The following is a 17,604-nucleotide window of genomic DNA, read 5'->3' as shown; positions in this document are numbered from 1 at the left end:
AGGTTCGCGTCAGGCAACCAGTTTGAGCAACAGCCAGCCGGTCAGCATCGACCATGCGAGTAAGGGAACGGAGAACAGATGGAAGCGCCACCAGATGGCACGATCTTTCGCCATGCGCAGCGCAATCAGGTTGGCAAGCGAACCCGGTAGCAGGCCAAACCCACCGATATTGACCGCCCAGGCAAGGACGTCTGAAGGCGGCACTTTCTGCAAAAGCAGGATCGTGGCAGGCACATTACTGATCACCTGTGACAAGCCAATCGCCAACAGGTAAAGCTCCCCTTTGGCAAGATGGGCAATCGCATCAAAATGGGCCTGCACAACAGGCAAGCGTGTCAGCAAGAACACGTCCAGGAACATGACGATAAAGACCACCAGCAGGCTCCAGTCGATATTCAGCAATACCTGGCGCGCCATAATAAAAAAGCAGACAAGAATCAGCAGTAGCGCCCAGCCGGTCAGGTGCCACTCCAGCGCGGCGATAAACAAGACGTAAAGCGCCAGACTGACGGCAAACAGCGGCTTCTGCCAGCTGTGCTGTTCTGCGTTCTCATGTTTTTCAATCGCGCGTTTGGCAAAACTAAACCAGGTGACGACCAGCAGGCTTAACAGCAGCCAGACGGCCAGCGGCGTCATTTGCCAGATAAAACCGACTACACTCAGCGAGCCGTGGCTCCACAGCAAAATATTCTGCGGATTGCCCACCGGCGTCAGCAACGAACCGGCATTTACGGCCAGCGCTTCGAAGATGATTAAGCGGGAAATCGGTAAATGGGAAAACTTGCGCAATGTCAGCGTCAGCGGCACCAGAATAAACAGGGCCACATCGTTGGTTAAGAAGGTCGAGAGCACCGCCGCCGCCAGCACCATAAACAGGGCCAGCGTGCGCTCATGCTTAAACCCCGCAATTAACCGACCGCCCAGAACATCAAAATACCCACTGGTTTCTAACCCCTTGGTGAGGATAAGCAGCCCACTCAGGGTGATGATGGTGTGCCAGTCCACTGCGGCAGGCAGATCCGCCCAGTGGTAATGAGCAAGAAACAGCAGAACAACCCCAACAACGACTAACAAGTGCAATATATGGTCATGCAGAAATGAGCGAAGCACAATGGGCATGATGTCCGGCGCCTTAACTGAGGATTAATTGTTTTGGTAAAATTTCTGGAATACGGCCAGGGTTTCATCACTGACGTGATGTTCGATGCCTTCAGAATCGCGGCGTGCCGTTTCCGGACTAATGCCAAGCGCTAACAGGAAGGTTTCAACGATGTGATGGCGGGCGCGGCTCTCTTCAGCCAGCTTTTCCCCTTCACGCGTCAAAAAGACGCCGCGATAAGGCACCTGCTCGACCAGGCCGGCAGTTCCTAACCGCTTTAACATTTTGGCGACGGTCGGTTGCGAAACCCCCAAACGCGCGGCCATGTCGACCTGGCGCGCCTCGCCAAACTCACCAATCAAATCAGAGATTAGCTCAACATAGTCATCAATCAGTTCACGACGATGCGCTTCGCGCACCTGCCGAAAACCTTCGACATGCTCTTCAATATCTTTTAGTGGTCCTTGCGGGGCAGAAACCACGCTTTTGGCACGACGACTCATTCAGCTTCCTCTTTATTTTTTCCACACCAGCCCTTCCGTGTGGATTTAGCTGCGCTCATTGTAAACCAGGCGCAAATAAGCTCAAATTTTTCGTCGTTAGCCTTGGCTAAACGGTATAGCCAGTGCTATATTTGCCGATAATGTAAACAGAGTGATGCATTAAAGCACGATCTCTGCTTACCGTTGCGTTAAATTTTATGGGAGGTGATGCTATGAGCACTCTGAAAAGCTGTATCGACTGCAGCAAATGCTTCCAGGCCGAAAAAATAACATCAGGAAAATCCTGGTGGTGCCTGCTGACGCGCTCCCCTTTTACGCTGCGCCTCATGCTTATTGAGCGTCTGCTGGGCCAGCAGCCGGAAACACGCTACTGCCAAAAACTGATCTGGCGCGGCTGAATCCGTTTTCACATTCAGATTCATTACCCACGCGCGGCCTGTTTTCCTTTCCTCGCCGCGCGCCTGCATTGATCCACGCTTCTGATCTAGTCACCTGTGCCCTGCGCTTAGCGCTGTTCCTGTAAAGGTAAGCGTCAAAATACAGCCGCTGTGTAAGGCGCCCTTCTTTTATTCTGTGCGGGCCTGGAAAAAAGGCTTCCTGCCAGGGAAGTCCGGGGCGCGGGTTAATGTCAGAACGTAATGCGGCGCGGAGAAGACAGATACAGGGACAGTCGCGGTGGCAAAGACAAAGACAAAGACAAAGACAAAGACAAAGGCAGGTTATTAGCGCGGGTTTTTGTTACCAATAAAAACGGCCCTGAAGAGGGCCGTTTTTTTAATCTCGACTAAGCTCGCTTAGAAGCTGTAGCCTACGCCAGCAATCCAGGTGCCAACGTCAACGCTACGGATGCGGCTCTGCTCATAGCCAACGTCCAGTGCAACGTTTTCCATTGGGTTGAACTGCATACCTGCGCCGTAAGAGAAACCGTAGTCGCTGGTGTCAGCTTTGTCGCGTGAAGTGGTGTCGTTAGCCTGGTATTTGCCGTAGCCAACACCAACCACACCATAGATGCTTGCCCAGTCATTCAGACGGAATGCTGGACCACCGGTGATACCGTAGTACTGGCCTTTATTGTAAATGCCGTCTTCGGTACGATCTTTCTCGGTGTAAGTGAATGAGCCGATCCAACCCAGTGGGTTAGAACCGTCTTCATAGCGATATTTCAGGTTGAAGCCGTTTGCTTTGTTAGCAAAGCCCTGGTAGTCGCTCTGTGCGTAGCCACCGGTTACGGTGCTCTGTGCCATGGCGGAACCTGTTGCGACTGCTAACACACAGGCTAATGCTGAAAGACATGCAATTTTTTTCATAACCACCTCAAATGTGAAAGTACTTCTCTCCTGACAACGCTAAAAATATAACAAAAAATAGCGAGAAACTCTGCCCGCATTTTGTTGTCTAACACAGTGTTTGGTGTAACAGAAAGTTAATGGAGTTTCCTATGTCATTCATTTTTCTTATAAAAACCGTCATATCCTTGCAATAATGACCCCAAACAAATTTTCATTCTTTAAGTAAATTCCTAAAAAAACCTGACATTAATTTACTTTTCAGCCGGAAAAACTGATTAAAAAGCAGGCAAACAGACAAAATTAAAATCAGTTTACGTCCCCTTTTTGACCAACATTTCCTTTACACTGGTCATCTTGTTAGCTCATTGATTGGGAAGTATCAACAGGATGTCAGTTTCGCCACTCAAATCGCTCACGCCAGCTTTACTCCCTGTCGTCGTGTTACTTATCTCGATGTTGTCGCTTCAGGGCGGCGCCTCACTGGCAAAAACACTTTTTCCCACCGTGGGTGCCACCGGCATCACCGCATTGCGCCTTGGCTTTGGCACCGTCATCCTTTGCCTCATCTTCAAGCCCTGGCGACTGCGTTTTCGTCCTGAACAGCGCATGCCGCTGATTATTTATGGCTTAGCATTGGGTACGATGAACTTTTTATTTTACCTGTCTATTCGGACGGTACCGCTTGGCATCGCGGTCGGGCTGGAGTTTGTTGGCCCGCTTACGCTTGCGCTGCTCGGCTCACGTCGGCCACTCGATTTTCTTTGGGTCATACTGGCGGTCATTGGGCTGTGGTTTTTACTGCCGTTCAGTACCGGTATTACCTCCGTCGATCCGATAGGTGCACTATTTGCGCTCGGTGCCGGTGTCTGTTGGGCAGTCTATATTCTGTCAGGGCAGCGCGCGGGCGCAGAGCACGGCGCGGCAACGGTCGCCATCGGCTCCCTGATCGCTTCGCTGATTTTTGTTCCCGTAGGGCTGACGTTTGCCGCAAGCGGCATCTGGCAATGGAGCGTCGTGCCGGTTGCCATTTTAGTGGCCTTTCTTTCAACGGCGCTTCCCTATTCACTGGAAATGATGGCACTGACCCGTTTACCTGCGCGCATTTTTGGTACGCTGATGAGTCTTGAGCCTGCGGTGGCGGCGCTGTCTGGCATGCTTTATCTGAATGAGAGCCTTTCTGGCGTGCAGTGTCTGGCGCTGCTGGCGATTATCCTGGCCTCGTCCGGCGCTACCCTGACCATGCGTCCCAGAAAGCGCCAGTTAAATGCAATAGAATTATCTGATAATAAAAAGAAATAACAGGTTTCCGCCTGCTGAAAGGCAGGCTAAATAACAATAACTCTCATGCCGATAATTATTTCAGTTAATGTGTAATAGAAAGTTAATATTTAATACAGATAAAAATCATTCGATTGAATTTTTATTTAACCATATGTATTTAAAGTGCTTTATGAAATTTTAACTTTAACAATTTATTAACTATTTCACCCGCGCACCCACGCACGCTAAGGTGAATGCTATTTCATCCATTGATTAAGTCAATCCTGCAAGGCGGCAAATCGCTGCTATACTTAGTTTCGTACTTGATAGGACAACCATTGAAAGAGAGGACTGAAACAATGAGTACCGCTAAACTGGTTAAAACAAAATCTTCTGATCTACTTTATACCCGTAATGACGTGGCAGATGACGAAAAGCGCGCCACCATTGAGGTGCTCAATCGCCTGGTCGTGGAGTTCATCGATCTGTCCCTGATCACTAAGCAAGCGCACTGGAACATGCGCGGCGCGAACTTCATCGGTGTGCACGAAATGCTGGACGGTTTCCGTACCACCATCACCGATCATCAGGACACTATCGCGGAACGCGTGGTGCAACTGGGTGGTGTAGCACTGGGTACCACTCAGGTCGTCAACGATAAAACGCCACTGAAAAGCTATCCGCTTAATATCCACAGCGTACAGGATCATCTGAAAGCGCTGGCCGACCGTTATGCTGTGGTGGCTAACGATACGCGCAAAGCGATTTCTGAAGTGAAAGATGAAGATACCGCCGATATTTTTACCGCGGCTTCTCGTGACCTGGATAAATTCCTGTGGTTCATTGAGTCTAATATCGAATAACGGTTTTACAGGCTATTACCAGGCGGGGAAACCCGCCTTTTTTACGTCTGTATTACTATAATTTATGACTTTGTTAACATTTCTGACGCTGCGCCCTTCCCGTTTTCGCCTTCTGATGCACACTACTCCTGCACCACTTTAGCGCTTCGCACCATGATGGACCACCATAATGGTGCATCGGCGCGACAGGTTGCAGAATCGTGTCAGCGATGATCTCCTGATCATTATGTTTTTTACATTTTGAAAAGTTGGCATACTTTTTTCATATGATAGCCCGCAAATGATAGCTCGCAAACCCGGGCCCTGTGCCTGGTCGCAATAAGGAAAAATGATGAAATCGCTATTTAACATCTCTGTGGCCGCGTTGGCGCTGGCCTTCTCTCTCTCCACTCCCGCAGCAGAAAAGAAACTGATCGTCGCCACCGATACGGCTTTTGTCCCGTTTGAATTCAAACAAGGTGACAAATATGTCGGCTTTGACGTGGATTTATGGGATGCCATTGCGAAGGAACTGAAACTGGATTACACCCTGAAGCCGATGGACTTCAGCGGCATCATCCCTGCCCTTCAGACGCACAACGTTGATGTGGCACTGGCCGGCATTACCATTACTGACGAGCGCAAGAAAGCCATTGAGTTCTCTGATGGCTACTACAAAAGCGGTCTGCTGGTCATGGTGCGTAACAACGAGAAAGACATCAAAGGCATTGACGATCTGAACGGCAAAGTGGTGGCGGTGAAGAGCGGCACGGGTTCCGTAGATTATGCGAAGGCGCACATTAAAACGAAAGATTTGCGTCAGTTCCCGAATATCGATAACGCTTACATGGAACTGGGCACCAACCGCGCTGACGCAGTGCTGCACGATACGCCCAATATCCTCTATTTCATCAACACCGCAGGTAAAGGCCGTTTCAAAGCTGTAGGTGATTCTATTGAAGCCCAGCAGTACGGCATTGCGTTCCCGAAAGGCAGTGATGAACTGCGTGAAAAAGTGAACGGCGCGCTGAAAACGCTTAAAGAGAACGGTACCTACAATCAACTCTATAAAAAGTGGTTCGGAACTGAACCGAAATAATCACTGAGCCCGTTTTTTATTTTTCAGCAGGGACCCTGTCCCTGCTTTTTTCCATCGCAACAACAGCGGAGTTTCACCATGGATTTTGACTGGAGCGTCATCTGGCCAGCCATGCCCGCGCTACTCGAAGGCGCAAAACTGACCTTAATTATTTCCATTATTGGCCTGGTCGGTGGATTGATCATCGGCCTGGTCGCGGGTTTTGCCCGCGCATACGGTGGCTGGCTGAGCAATAATATCGCCCTGGTTTTTATTGAAATCATTCGCGGTACGCCCATCGTCGTGCAGGTTATGTTCATCTATTTTGCCCTGCCTATGGCGTTCCCGGATTTGCGCATCGATCCGTTCACCGCCGCGGTGGTAACCATTATGATTAACTCGGGTGCCTATATTGCGGAAATTACCCGCGGTGCGGTCCTGTCCATTAACAAAGGCTTTCGCGAGGCCGGGCTGGCTTTGGGCCTGTCAGGCCGCGAAACCCTGCGCTACGTCATCATGCCGCTGGCGCTGCGTCGTATGCTGCCCCCGCTGGGCAATCAGTGGATTGTCAGCATTAAGGACACCTCGCTGTTTATTGTGATCGGTGTGGCCGAACTGACCCGCCAGGGACAGGAAATTATTGCCGGTAACTTCCGCGCGCTGGAAATCTGGAGCGCTGTGGCCGTTATTTATCTTGTGATTACGTTGGTGTTGAGCTTTGTGCTGCGCCGTATTGAGAAAAGGGTGAAAATCCTGTGATTGAATTTAAAAACGTCTCAAAGCATTTTGGCCAAACCCAGGTGCTGCACAATATCGACCTGAAGATTAATCAGGGTGAAGTCGTCGTGATTATCGGCCCCTCCGGTTCGGGTAAATCGACGCTGCTGCGTTGCATCAACAAGCTGGAAGAGATCACCAGCGGCGAACTGATCGTCGATGGCCTGAACGTTAACGATCCCAAAGTAGACGATCGCCTTATTCGTCAGGAAGCCGGCATGGTGTTTCAGCAGTTCCACCTTTTCCCGCAGATGAGTGCGCTGGATAACGTGGCTTTTGGCCCGATTCGCGTTCGCGGTGCCAGCAAAGAAGACGCACGAAAACTGGCCCATAGCCTGCTGGCGAAAGTGGGCCTGGCCGAGCGCGCCAACCATTTCCCTTCTGAGCTTTCGGGTGGACAGCAACAGCGCGTGGCGATTGCCCGGGCACTGGCGGTGAAACCCAAAATGATGCTGTTTGATGAGCCCACCTCCGCGCTGGACCCAGAACTGCGTCACGAAGTGCTGAAAGTCATGCAGGATCTGGCTGAAGAAGGCATGACAATGGTTATCGTCACACACGAAGTGGGTTTTGCCCGGAAAGTGGCGTCGCGCCTGATCTTTATTGATAAAGGCCGCATTGCCGAAGACGGCGATCCGGACCGTCTGATCAGTGATCCGCCCAGCGAACGTCTGCGCGAATTTTTACAGCACGTTTCCTGAGCGCGAACGGGCCGGCAGGCGGCCCGTTTTTCTCTGGCGACGCCACACGATGATGCAGCGAACTGACGCAAGCGCCTGCGTTAGCGGGACAATCGCTGCGCGCGTTGGGCGGCGGACATAAAGCTCCAAGCCAGGAACCGGCTCTGCTTCTGCCCCTGCGCCATATTGACCACACGTACCACCTGGGTATCCAGCGCCTTCAGCTGTTTCTCCAGCGCGGGTAAATGCTCTTTGCGCGATACCAGCGATGTAAACCAGACGACCTGCTGAGCCAGACTGGCGCTTTCAGCGATCATTTTCCCGACAAAGCCCTTTTCTCCCCCTTCGCACCACAATTCATTGTGCTGGCCGCCAAAGTTCAGCGGTGCAGCCGGTGCCAGTCCCAGGTTGCGCGTTTTGCGCTGTGAACCGGCCGCCGCCTCTGCCGCAGAAGCGTGAAAAGGCGGATTGCAGATGACCGCATGGAAGTTTTCATTCTTATTCACCACGCCATTCAGCACCACGGCGGGATTTTTTTGCCGACGCAGGCGGATCAGGCGTTGCATGCCCGGGTTCGCCGCGACAATTTTTGTCGCCGTTTTTAGTGCCGCGTCATCAATATCCGTGCCGGTAAAACGCCAGCCATATTCCGCCGCGCCGATCAGGGGATAAATACAGTTCGCCCCGCAGCCAATATCCAGGATGTCCGCCGGCGGGATCCTGCCCTGGTTGTCCAGTGCCAGTAAATCGGCCAGGTAGTGAAGATAGTCAGCGCGCCCCGGCACGGGCGGGCACAACGAACCAGGCGCCAGTTGCCAGTCAAGGCCGTAGAACCGTTTAAGCAGCGCCTGATTCAACAGCATGACCGCTTCAGGATCGGCAAAGTCCACCGACATGACGCCATAGCCGTTGGGCCGGACTTTTTCTGCCAGCGGCGGGTGCGCTGCCGTCAGCGCGGCAAAATCATATTCACCCTGGTGGCGGTTACGGGCATGGAAAGGGGACGGGCTGGCAGACTTTTTCATACGTTCTCTCATATTTTCAGGCGCGCGTACAATACGCTGTGGCGGGCAGAAAATAAACCGCATTCTCGGACAGAGCGGCCAGCAGGCCGACGTTGCGGACGTGCGAAATCGCGAGGGTACGGCGTCGTTGCAGGAAAGCGAGGTGAGCAAAAAAGCAAAATGCGCCCCGCCAGCAACAATGCTGGCGGGGCGTTAAGTCTGCGGGATTATTTAAAATCGACGCGCATTAAATCCTGAATCGGCATGCCCCGGGTGGTTTCAACACAGCGGTCAATATAGCTGGTGAATCCTGGCGGTGAGCTCATGCCCAGACGCAGTAATTTGTCGTTAGAGAACACTACATTCAGACGGGCGAACTCGCCGTAAAGACGCATTGCGCGCAACATCAGACGTTCGTTGCAGGGTCCGTAGATCTTTTTAAAGTTCTTACGCTCTTTAACGATTTCGCTGAAATCAACCTGCAGATAATTCGGTGCCAACGGGGCACTTTTTTCTGCACTGGCAAAAGCCGAATCAATTTCAGAGAAGGTATTACTGCTGCGCTCGCCGGCAGAGATGTGATAAACCATCTCCTTGGTGCAGCCATGATCCATCAGGAACACCAGCGATTTGGCACAGTAGTCTACCGGGATGACATCAACACGGTCATCGAGTGAGCAGAGGAATTTCTCCAGCTTCATGACCATTTTAAACACCCAGAAGATGCTGCCTGACGGCGTGCACCCTTCCTGAGAGTGGCCCACCACAATGGACGGACGCGCGATGACCAGTGGCAGATGCGGCAATTCCTGTTTGATCTTATTTTCGATATACGACTTGGAATAGGTGTAATCGACAATGTGATCTTCGCGTGAAGACAGCACCAGATCTTCTTTTACAATCTCACCGTGATCCGGGGCAGACGACATCGCCGTGCCGACGTGGACGAATTTAACAAACTCAGGCAAGGCTGCCATTCTGGCGGCCAGTTTAAACGTCCCTTCCACGTTGACGCGCCAGATATCGTTATTCTCACCAAATGACGCAATCGCTGCGCAGTTGATAACGTGGCTGATCTGATCGATGCGCGCATCATCCAGGAAAAGCTCCGGGGCCAGCAAATCGCCGACCAGAATCTGATCTGCTGTCAGGCGCGCAATCGCCTGCGCCGAACATGAAAACTTGGTTAAATTATCTTTAACCCTCTCCAGTCCCTGGTTAGCATCGCTGGCTCTGACGAGCAGCAATAACTCAACATCCTGGCGCATCAGCAATTCTGCCACGACTGCACCACCAACGAATCCAGAAGATCCTGTAACAAGAATTTTTTTCATATTCGACCACGAGAACAATTGATGAGATTGCATAATGCCTCAGTTTCGTTAAACAAATACGAAACTTTCATTAGCACAAAATGTATAAAATGATTCCGTTTAACTTTCGTTTACTTTTTAAACACATCTTTTCGCGGATTGCTCATCAAATAAATAATTAAGATATTGATATTTAAAGTTATTAACGCTGTAGTACAGAACATTCCCTCCTGTCGCTGAACCAGACTAATCTGGTTAACAATGCGCAAAAAAGCGGTGCGGCTCTGACGGTTTAACGCATGGCGGACAGGCCAGGCTAGACTCTGTTTTTATCCAGGAGATGACGATGCATAAACGCTATTCCTATCAGCCCCGCGCCGGACACGGTTTGCCTCACGATCCACTGAATGCCATCATTGGCCCACGTCCAATAGGCTGGATCAGCAGCACCAGCGCCAAAGGCGTGCGCAACCTTGCGCCCTACAGTTTTTTTAACTGTTTCAATTACCAGCCGCCCATTATTGGCTTCGCCAGCAGCGGCTGGAAAGACAGTGCGCAAAACATCGCTGAAACAAAAGAATTTGTCTGGAATCTGGCGACCCGACCGCTGGCGGAGGCCATGAATGAAAGCTCAATTTCTGCCCCAGCCGATCAGGACGAGTTTGCCCTGGCAGGCTTAACCCCTCTGGCCGCCTCGCAGGTCAAGGCCTGTCTGGTACAGGAAAGTCCGGTGAATTTTGAATGCAGGCTGACACAACTGATTCAGTTACAGGATGCCGGCGGGCGCGCCATCGACAGCTGGCTGGTGCTGGGCGAAGCCGTTGCCATCCATATTGACGAAAGCCTGCTGGAAAACGGTATTTATCAGACGGCGAAAGCGGAACCGATTTTACGCGCCGGTGGACCCAGCGCGTATTACGGCATTAGTGAAGCACAGCGCTTTGACCTGGTGCGGCCCGATGCGCGCCGCAGCTAAGTCAGAGCAGTTCTGCCGAATGCGTTCGTAACGTTTTGACCGCACGGGCGATCTCAGGTGCCAGCCAGCGATCGTCCTGCCAGCGGGTAACGACTTCGCGCCGTTGCCGCCAGGCGCGTCGCGGACCAGTGCGCTTTACTGTGGCATTCCTGCGTCTGACAGGCGGGCGCTACGCATCACGAACGTCGCCGTCAGCCCTTGCCCTGCGCCACAAAGCTGTGTAAAAGCGGCTTCAGGACTTTTTTCAGTTCTGCCGCGCGGGCTTCATGCCAGGTAAAGGGCGGTGTCTCGTCCATATAATTGATTTGCGACAGCTCCAGTTGCACCGCCTGGATCTGCCGATCGGGTTGACCGTAAGCGCGCGTAATGTAGCCGCCTTTGAAACGGCCATTGACAACCCAGCTATAGCGATCCTGCGCGCTGCATACCGATGTCAGCCCGTCGATGACGCGATTGCTGCAACTGGCCCCGTCATTGGTACCAATATTGAGATCCGGCAGGCGACCGTCAAACAGTCGTGGAATTTCACTGGCAATCGAATGGGCGTCAAACAGCAGCGCATAGCCAAATTCCGCTTTCATCTGCGCCAGCGTCTGCTGGATCTGCTGATGATAAGGCTGCCAGATTGTCTGAATATATCCCTGTCGCTGTGCATCCGTGGGGGCTTTGCCCGCAACAAATGTCGGCGTGCCGTCAAACAGGGTTTCCGGAAACAGGCCGGTGGTGGCGGTCGTATAAAGCGGTTGATTGTCTGAGGGACGATTGAGATCGACAACAAAGCGTGAGTAGCGGCCAATAACCAGACTGGCTCCCATATCACGCACAAAATCATAAAGGTGTGGAATGTGCCAGTCCGTATCCGGTAAGTCACGGGCGGCATCGCTGAGCCCGGCTTCAACTTCCGGTGTTAACATCGTGCCGGCATGGGGAATACTGACCAGCAGCGGGATAGTCCCTTGGGTAAAATGAAAAGGTGTCATTGTACTTCTCCGCGGTAGATAACGGTACAGGGCAGTTCACCGCCCAGCCAGTAAACCAGTTCCGCCGGGCGGGCCAGCGGCCAGTGAACAAAACTGGCCACTTTTCCCGCCTCCAGCGAACCGTGACTTGCCTCCAGCCCCAGCGCCTTTGCCCCCCACAGGGTCACGCCTGCCAGCGCTTCTTCCGGTGTCATGCCGAACAGGGTGCAGCCCATATTCAGCATCAGGCGCAGCGACAGCGCGGGCGATGTGCCGGGGTTGGCATCACTCGCCAGTGCCATGGGCACACCATAGCGTCGGAACAACGCTACCGGCGGGCGCTGCGTTTCCCGCAGCAGATAAAACGCGCCGGGCAATAACACGGCTACCGTACCCTGTTCTGCCATTGCCTGAACATCCGTTTCCGTTGCATATTCCAGATGATCGGCGGACAGCGCGCCATAACGGGCGGCCAGCGCCGCTCCGCCCAAAGAGGAAAGCTGCTCGGCATGCAGTTTCACCGGCATGCCCAGCGCCGTTGCCCGGTCAAATACCCGGGCGACCTGCTGCGGGGTAAACGCCAGATGTTCGCAGAATGCATCCACCGCATCCGCCAGGCCTTCGGCGCTGATCTGAGGTAACAGGCGGTCACAGATGATCGTGATCCAGCCATCGGGATCCTGTTTAAATTCGGGCGGAACCGCATGAGCGGCCAGGCAGGTGGCCTGCACATCCGCAGCCACCTCCTGACTGAGCTGTCGAATGGCACGCAGCATACGTAATTCACTTTCTTCATCCAGACCGTAGCCGGATTTAATCTCGACGGTGGTCACGCCCTCGGCCAGCAAGCGATTCAACCGCCAGCGGGCTGTCTCTACTAACGTTTGTTCACTGGCATCACGGGTGGCCCGAACGGTAGAAAGGATGCCGCCGCCCTGGGCCGCAATATCGGCATAGCTCACGCCGTTGAGGCGCTGCTCAAACTCCTGACTGCGATCGCCACCAAAAACCAGATGCGTGTGGCAGTCCACTAAACCCGGCGTGATGATCCCGCCCGGCAGACGATGATGTTCACGCGCCTCAAAAGCCGGCATCGCGGCGGCGGGCCCAACCCATACCAGCCTGCCCGCCTTTACTGCCAGCGCACCCTGTTCGATAAGATGATAGTGGCCGCTTTGCATGGTTACCACATCTGCCCCGCTCCACACGCTGTCTACCTGGAGTTTTTCTGCCATTCCCGCCTCACAATGCGCTTGCCGTTTACAGCAAACTTTAAAGTATGTATATGTATATACAACTACATCCTTTGAGGATCAACCATGGCAACTTTTTTTGCGCCACGCGCATGGCTGGCCGGAGGCTGGCATAAACAGGTGCGTATCAGCGTCAACGCGGCGGGCATGATTGATGCGATTACGCCCGACGGTGATGACAGGCAAGCGACACGTTTAGCCGGTAACGTGATTCCCGCTATTGCGAATTTGCATTCACATGCTTTTCAACGTGCCATGGCCGGTCTGGCTGAAGTGGCGGGCGATCCGCAGGACAGCTTCTGGACCTGGCGCGATCGGATGTATCGCATGGTGCAGCGTCTGACGCCCGGGCAGGTAGGTGATATCGCCGCCCTGCTGTATATCGATATGCTAAAAGGCGGCTATTGCCAGGTCGCAGAATTTCATTATCTGCATCACGATATTGACGGTAAACCTTATGCGGACGATGCCATGCTGCGCCAGCTTATTGCGGCGGCAGAGACGGCAGGCATAGGTCAGACGTTGCTACCGGTGCTTTACAGCTACAGCGGTTTTGGCGCTCAGCCGCCGGTGCCGGGACAAAAGCGCTTTATTCAGCAGACCGACAGCTATCTGCAACAGCAGGTACGTCTTCAGACATGGATAAAAGATAAACCCCTGCACAACGCAGGCCTCTGCTTTCACTCACTGCGCGCCGTCAGTGAAGCGCAAATGCATGCCGTGCTCAGCGCCAGCGAGACCACGTTACCCATCCATATTCACATCGCCGAGCAGGAGAAGGAAGTCAATGACAGTCTGGCCTGGAGCGGCGAGCGTCCGGTGAGCTGGCTGATGACGCGTTTCGATGTCGATGCACGCTGGTGCCTGATTCATGCAACGCATCTTGATGACAGCGAAGTGACGCGCCTTGCCGCCAGCGGTGCGGTTGCCGGGCTCTGCCCGACCACGGAAGCCAACCTCGGTGACGGTATTTTTCCCGCCGTGGACTATATCGCCCAGGGCGGACGCTGGGGCATTGGCTCTGACAGTCATGTCTCGCTCAGTGTTCAGGAGGAGTTGCGCTGGCTTGAATATGCCCAACGCCTGCGCGACCGTCGTCGCAATCGCATCACGCTGCCCGACCAGCCCTCAGTCGGCGATCTGCTGTGGCAACAGGCCGCGGCGGGCGGTGCCCAGGCCTGCGGAATAAAGAGTGGGGCGCTGGCCGTCGGGCAACGCGCCGACTGGCTGGTATTACGCGATGACGCCTGGCTGGGCAGTGTGGATGAGTCTGCCCTGCTCAATCGCTGGCTGTTTGCTGGCCAGCGCGAGCAGATTCGCGACGTGTATGTGGCGGGTAACCGGGTGATCAGCGATGGCCATCATGCAGAAGAAGAAGCCTGTGCAGCCCGTTTCGCGCAGGCAATGGCAGCGTTGCGATGAGAAGCGTTTTTTCTTTAGACAGCTTACCCGTCAGTCGCTGGCGCAACGGCGGTGGCGAAACACGTGTAATTATCGGCTATCCGCCCGGGGCAAACGACTTCGCCTGGCGCGCCAGTATTGCCACCATCGCCAGCGACGGCCCCTTCTCGGCGTTTACCGGTGTCGATCGCATTATCACTCTGCTAAACGGCAGCCCTGTTCTGCTGCGTGGCGAGAACGTCGCGCATCGCCTGTTGCCGGAAAAGCCCTGGGCTTTTGCGGGGGAGCAGGCACTTGAGGCTCAGTTGCAGGGTAAAGCGCCCAGTCAGGATTTTAACATCATGACACGACGAGGCGAATGGCGGGCACAGGCTGACGTCGTCACCGACGCCGTCAGCAGCGAGCACGGTGTGGCATGGGTGCTGGCAGGAGAATGGCGCATCGTTCACGATGCGCCATTAGCGGAGCAGCAGGGCGTCTGGTGGGTCGATCATCCCACCCGACTGCAGCCGGACAGCCAGGATGCGAGGTTACTGTTTATTCGTCTTACCCGTGCCCTTTAAAGCGCCCCAGCAGCTTGTAACGCGAGCCGGGATAGAGTAAACGCGCATAGGTCACAATCTTGTTATCGCTCCAGGTCTGGCGACGGATAAGCAGGCAAGGCTCGTGCTCATCAATCGCCAGATATTTACGCTGTCGCGCATCCGGCATCACCGCCTCAACGATATGTTCACCCGCCGTCAACGGTGCCGCGCGCATCAGGTACGTATAAGGCGTGAGCGTGTGGTAATCCTGGGCCAGGTAATCCGGGGCCAGTTGTGGATTCACTAGCCGATCTTCCAGCTGCACCGGCATGTCATTTTCATAATGCACAATCAGAGAATGAAACAGCGTTTGTCCGGTTGTCAGGCCCAGAACGGAAGCCTGCTCCGGATCGGCTTTATTCTGACCAATCGTGAGAATTTTGCAGCTGTGCTGATGACCCCGCTGCGCAATTTCATCCGCGATGTTGTGCACCTCAAGCATGGCTGTGTAGCCTTTCATCTCCGCGACAAACGTACCAACGCCTTGCATACGTACCAGAAATCCTTCGCTGGTTAATTCCCGCAATGCCCGGTTAATCGTCATACGACTTACGCCAAGCTCATTCACCAGCTCGCTTTCTGAAGGCACCCGTTGGTTAGCTTTCCAGTGGCCTTCACGAATCTGGCTGATGATTGCCTGTTTAACCCGTTGATAGATGGGTGCGGGTTCGTCACTCATGGCCGCTGCCAGTTGTGCAATTGCCGTGTGCTCGGCCATATCGTATTCCTTAAGCTGATAATGCCCAAAGTTTACTGCCTGACGGGCTGGATGTATATACATTCCAGCCTGAGATCGGCACGTAAACCGTGCACCTGCTGCCTTACAGCGGTGCAGGAAACCCGCCTGCTGCCCACGTTAGCCCTCTGTTAATGCCTGATCAATTTTGTGATCGTTCTGGCATGCCGATTGCAACTTGTATAGACAAGAATAGACAGTTATGTTTCACTCGCGTTATTCCGCTATTCGGGTCAACAGAACGGCCAGCGAATAAGCCAACCCTTGTATAGACAGGAGCAAAGTATGTCAGGTTCGTCTCAGGGATTACGTCTGGTGCCAGGCAAGGTCGATCTCGCGATGTTGCGCGCAATATATCAAGGCAACGTCACACTCAGCCTTGATGACGGCGCTCGCCGCGCCATCACTGAAGCGCAACAAACCGTTGAAGCGATTGTGGCCTCCGGTAGCGTGGTGTACGGCATCAATACCGGTTTCGGTAAACTGGCGCAGACTCAAATCCCCGCCAGCCGTCTTGCCGATCTGCAGCGAAACCTGGTGCTGTCTCACAGCGTCGGCCTGGGGGAACTTCTGCCCGATAACGTGACGCGCCTGGTGGTCGCCAGCAAAATCATCAGCCTTTCCCGTGGTCATTCTGGCGTGCGGATTGAACTGGTGGAGGCGTTGCTGGGCCTGTTCAATGCGGGCGTGATGCCGTGCATTCCCGCCAAAGGATCGGTGGGGGCCTCTGGCGATCTGGCCCCACTGGCGCACATGTCGCTGATGCTGCTGGGTGAAGGTGAAGTACGGGTCAACGGTGAACGCATTCCGGCGACGGAAGGTCTGGCAAAAGTGGGCCTGACGCCGTTTGTGCTGGGTCCCAAAGAAGGGCTGGCCTTACTCAACGGTACCCAGGTATCGACTGCGCTGGCCCTGCGCGGCCTGTTCGAAGCGGAAAATCTGTTTGCCGCAGGCTTAATGGCGGGCGCGCTGTCGCTGGAAGCGATTAAAGGCTCATTAAAACCGTTCGACGCGCGTATTCATCAGGCGCGTGGCCAGCATGGCCAGATTGCCGTGGCGGCCGCCGTCACCGCCCTGATTGAAGGCAGCGAGATCCTGGGTTCTCATACCCATTGTGGGCGCGTGCAGGATCCCTACTCTGTCCGCTGCGTCCCCCAGGTCATGGGAGCGTGCCTGGATAACCTCAGCCATGCCGCCCGCATCCTGCAGATTGAAGCCAACGCCGCGTCCGATAACCCGCTGGTGTTCACCGAAACCGGTGATGTGATCTCCGGTGGCAACTTCCATGCTGAACCCGTGGCTTTTGCCGCAGACATTATTGCCCTGGCCGTCGCCGAAGTGGGCGCCATCTCTGAACGTCGACTGGCCCTGCTGCTGGATACCGGTTTGTCCGGTCTGCCCCCTTTCCTGGTCCGCGACGGCGGCGTGAACTCCGGTTTTATGATTGCTCAGGTCACCGCGGCGGCGCTCGCCTCCGAAAATAAATCGCTGGCGCATCCCGGCAGCGTCGACAGTTTGCCTACCTCGGCTAACCAGGAAGATCACGTGTCGATGGCCACCTATGCCGCCCGCCGACTGGGCGACATGTGCTTTAACAGCGCGGCGGTAGTCGGCATTGAAGCCATGGCAGCGGCCCAGGGCATTGAGTTTCATCGTCCCCTGCAAAGTTCTGCACTGATAGAACAGGCCATTGGCACGATCCGCGAACGCGTCGCCTTCCTTGAGGAAGACCGCCTGCTGGCACCGGACATCGAAGCGATGCGCCAGTGGGCAAGCCGCTGCGACTGGCCGCAGGCACTCACCGCATTGTTACCCAGCATGGGCACCCATTCAGTTGAATAAGGAATCCG

The 17,604-nt window shown here is 54.2% G+C and carries 18 protein-coding genes; 10 read left to right on the top strand and 8 right to left on the bottom strand.

The window, feature by feature from the left end; all coding sequences use genetic code 11:
* Window positions 1–9: 9 nt before the first annotated feature.
* Both G5574_RS19935 and mntR read right to left on the bottom strand, forming a co-directional pair.
* The gene (locus tag G5574_RS19935) at window positions 10–1,119 is read right to left on the bottom strand and encodes an SLC13 family permease (protein ID WP_054634256.1); all 1,110 of its coding nucleotides are present in this window, start codon (window positions 1,117–1,119) and stop codon (window positions 10–12) included.
* A gap of 24 nt (window positions 1,120–1,143) precedes the next feature.
* Window positions 1,144–1,602, bottom strand: coding sequence for a manganese-binding transcriptional regulator MntR (mntR, locus tag G5574_RS19930; protein ID WP_033737682.1), 459 nt, complete (start codon window positions 1,600–1,602; stop codon window positions 1,144–1,146).
* A 212-nt stretch (window positions 1,603–1,814) separates the two neighbouring features.
* Between mntR and G5574_RS19925 the strand changes: the two genes are divergently transcribed.
* Window positions 1,815–2,000 carry a hypothetical protein gene (locus G5574_RS19925; RefSeq protein ID WP_133745104.1) on the top strand — a complete coding sequence of 62 codons (186 nt, stop codon included), beginning with the start codon at window positions 1,815–1,817 and terminating at the stop codon, window positions 1,998–2,000.
* A gap of 396 nt (window positions 2,001–2,396) precedes the next feature.
* On the opposite strand, the gene ompX is transcribed toward G5574_RS19925, so the two are convergent.
* A complete protein-coding gene (gene ompX, locus G5574_RS19920; RefSeq protein WP_164483083.1) occupies window positions 2,397–2,909 on the bottom strand; it encodes an outer membrane protein OmpX in 513 nt (170 codons plus the stop codon).
* 369 nt (window positions 2,910–3,278) lie between these two features.
* Between ompX and rhtA the strand changes: the two genes are divergently transcribed.
* The 5 genes from rhtA to glnQ all read left to right on the top strand — a co-directional run bounded on the left by rhtA (window position 3,279) and on the right by glnQ (window position 7,549).
* Window positions 3,279–4,190: a threonine/homoserine exporter RhtA gene (gene rhtA / locus G5574_RS19915; protein WP_033737685.1), complete on the top strand. Its 912-nt coding sequence runs from the start codon at window positions 3,279–3,281 to the stop codon at window positions 4,188–4,190.
* Window positions 4,191–4,510: 320 nt separating this feature from the next.
* A complete protein-coding gene (gene dps, locus G5574_RS19910; protein ID WP_033737686.1) occupies window positions 4,511–5,014 on the top strand; it encodes a DNA starvation/stationary phase protection protein Dps in 504 nt (167 codons plus the stop codon).
* Between the two features lie 331 nt (window positions 5,015–5,345).
* On the top strand, window positions 5,346–6,092 hold the full coding sequence (gene glnH, locus G5574_RS19905) for a glutamine ABC transporter substrate-binding protein GlnH (protein WP_110267746.1): 747 nt from the start codon (window positions 5,346–5,348) through the stop codon (window positions 6,090–6,092).
* A gap of 78 nt (window positions 6,093–6,170) precedes the next feature.
* On the top strand, window positions 6,171–6,830 hold the full coding sequence (gene glnP, locus G5574_RS19900) for a glutamine ABC transporter permease GlnP (RefSeq protein ID WP_033737688.1): 660 nt from the start codon (window positions 6,171–6,173) through the stop codon (window positions 6,828–6,830).
* Window positions 6,827–7,549: a glutamine ABC transporter ATP-binding protein GlnQ gene (gene glnQ, locus G5574_RS19895; protein WP_039341430.1), complete on the top strand. Its 723-nt coding sequence runs from the start codon at window positions 6,827–6,829 to the stop codon at window positions 7,547–7,549. The genes glnP and glnQ overlap by 4 nt, the downstream gene beginning before the upstream one ends.
* 80 nt (window positions 7,550–7,629) lie before the next feature.
* Here glnQ and rlmF read toward each other — a convergent pair whose 3' ends face one another.
* Both rlmF and G5574_RS19885 read right to left on the bottom strand, forming a co-directional pair.
* Window positions 7,630–8,553: a 23S rRNA (adenine(1618)-N(6))-methyltransferase RlmF gene (gene rlmF / locus G5574_RS19890; protein ID WP_033737779.1), complete on the bottom strand. Its 924-nt coding sequence runs from the start codon at window positions 8,551–8,553 to the stop codon at window positions 7,630–7,632.
* 206 nt (window positions 8,554–8,759) lie between these two features.
* Window positions 8,760–9,866: an SDR family oxidoreductase gene (locus G5574_RS19885; protein WP_162286260.1), complete on the bottom strand. Its 1,107-nt coding sequence runs from the start codon at window positions 9,864–9,866 to the stop codon at window positions 8,760–8,762.
* Window positions 9,867–10,191: 325 nt separating this feature from the next.
* Between G5574_RS19885 and G5574_RS19880 the strand changes: the two genes are divergently transcribed.
* A complete protein-coding gene (locus G5574_RS19880) occupies window positions 10,192–10,821 on the top strand; it encodes a flavin reductase family protein (protein WP_369974373.1) in 630 nt (209 codons plus the stop codon).
* 191 nt (window positions 10,822–11,012) lie between these two features.
* On the opposite strand, the gene hutG is transcribed toward G5574_RS19880, so the two are convergent.
* Window positions 11,013–11,801, bottom strand: coding sequence for an N-formylglutamate deformylase (gene hutG / locus G5574_RS19875; protein WP_110267748.1), 789 nt, complete (start codon window positions 11,799–11,801; stop codon window positions 11,013–11,015).
* The gene (gene hutI / locus G5574_RS19870; RefSeq protein ID WP_110267749.1) at window positions 11,798–13,015 is read right to left on the bottom strand and encodes an imidazolonepropionase; all 1,218 of its coding nucleotides are present in this window, start codon (window positions 13,013–13,015) and stop codon (window positions 11,798–11,800) included. Before hutI ends, hutG begins: the two co-directional genes overlap by 4 nt.
* An 84-nt stretch (window positions 13,016–13,099) precedes the next feature.
* Between hutI and G5574_RS19865 the strand changes: the two genes are divergently transcribed.
* Window positions 13,100–14,455, top strand: a complete 1,356-nt coding sequence (locus tag G5574_RS19865; RefSeq protein WP_110267750.1) for a formimidoylglutamate deiminase — start codon at window positions 13,100–13,102, stop codon at window positions 14,453–14,455.
* A complete protein-coding gene (locus G5574_RS19860; RefSeq protein ID WP_110267751.1) occupies window positions 14,452–14,997 on the top strand; it encodes a HutD/Ves family protein in 546 nt (181 codons plus the stop codon). The genes G5574_RS19865 and G5574_RS19860 overlap by 4 nt, the downstream gene beginning before the upstream one ends.
* Here the strand turns inward: G5574_RS19860 and hutC are convergent.
* Window positions 14,981–15,736: a histidine utilization transcriptional repressor HutC gene (hutC, locus tag G5574_RS19855; RefSeq protein WP_039341448.1), complete on the bottom strand. Its 756-nt coding sequence runs from the start codon at window positions 15,734–15,736 to the stop codon at window positions 14,981–14,983. The genes G5574_RS19860 and hutC overlap by 17 nt on opposite strands.
* A gap of 303 nt (window positions 15,737–16,039) precedes the next feature.
* Here hutC and hutH point away from each other — a divergent pair, with 303 nt between their 5' ends.
* Window positions 16,040–17,596: a histidine ammonia-lyase gene (hutH, locus tag G5574_RS19850; RefSeq protein ID WP_164483082.1), complete on the top strand. Its 1,557-nt coding sequence runs from the start codon at window positions 16,040–16,042 to the stop codon at window positions 17,594–17,596.
* The last annotated feature ends 8 nt before the right edge of the window (window positions 17,597–17,604 follow it).

It is taken from the genome of Pantoea stewartii (genome assembly GCF_011044475.1).
GTDB lineage: Bacteria > Pseudomonadota > Gammaproteobacteria > Enterobacterales > Enterobacteriaceae > Pantoea > Pantoea stewartii.
The sequence above is the reverse complement of the archived record's forward strand: the minus strand, read 5'-3'. Positions and strand labels throughout refer to the sequence as shown.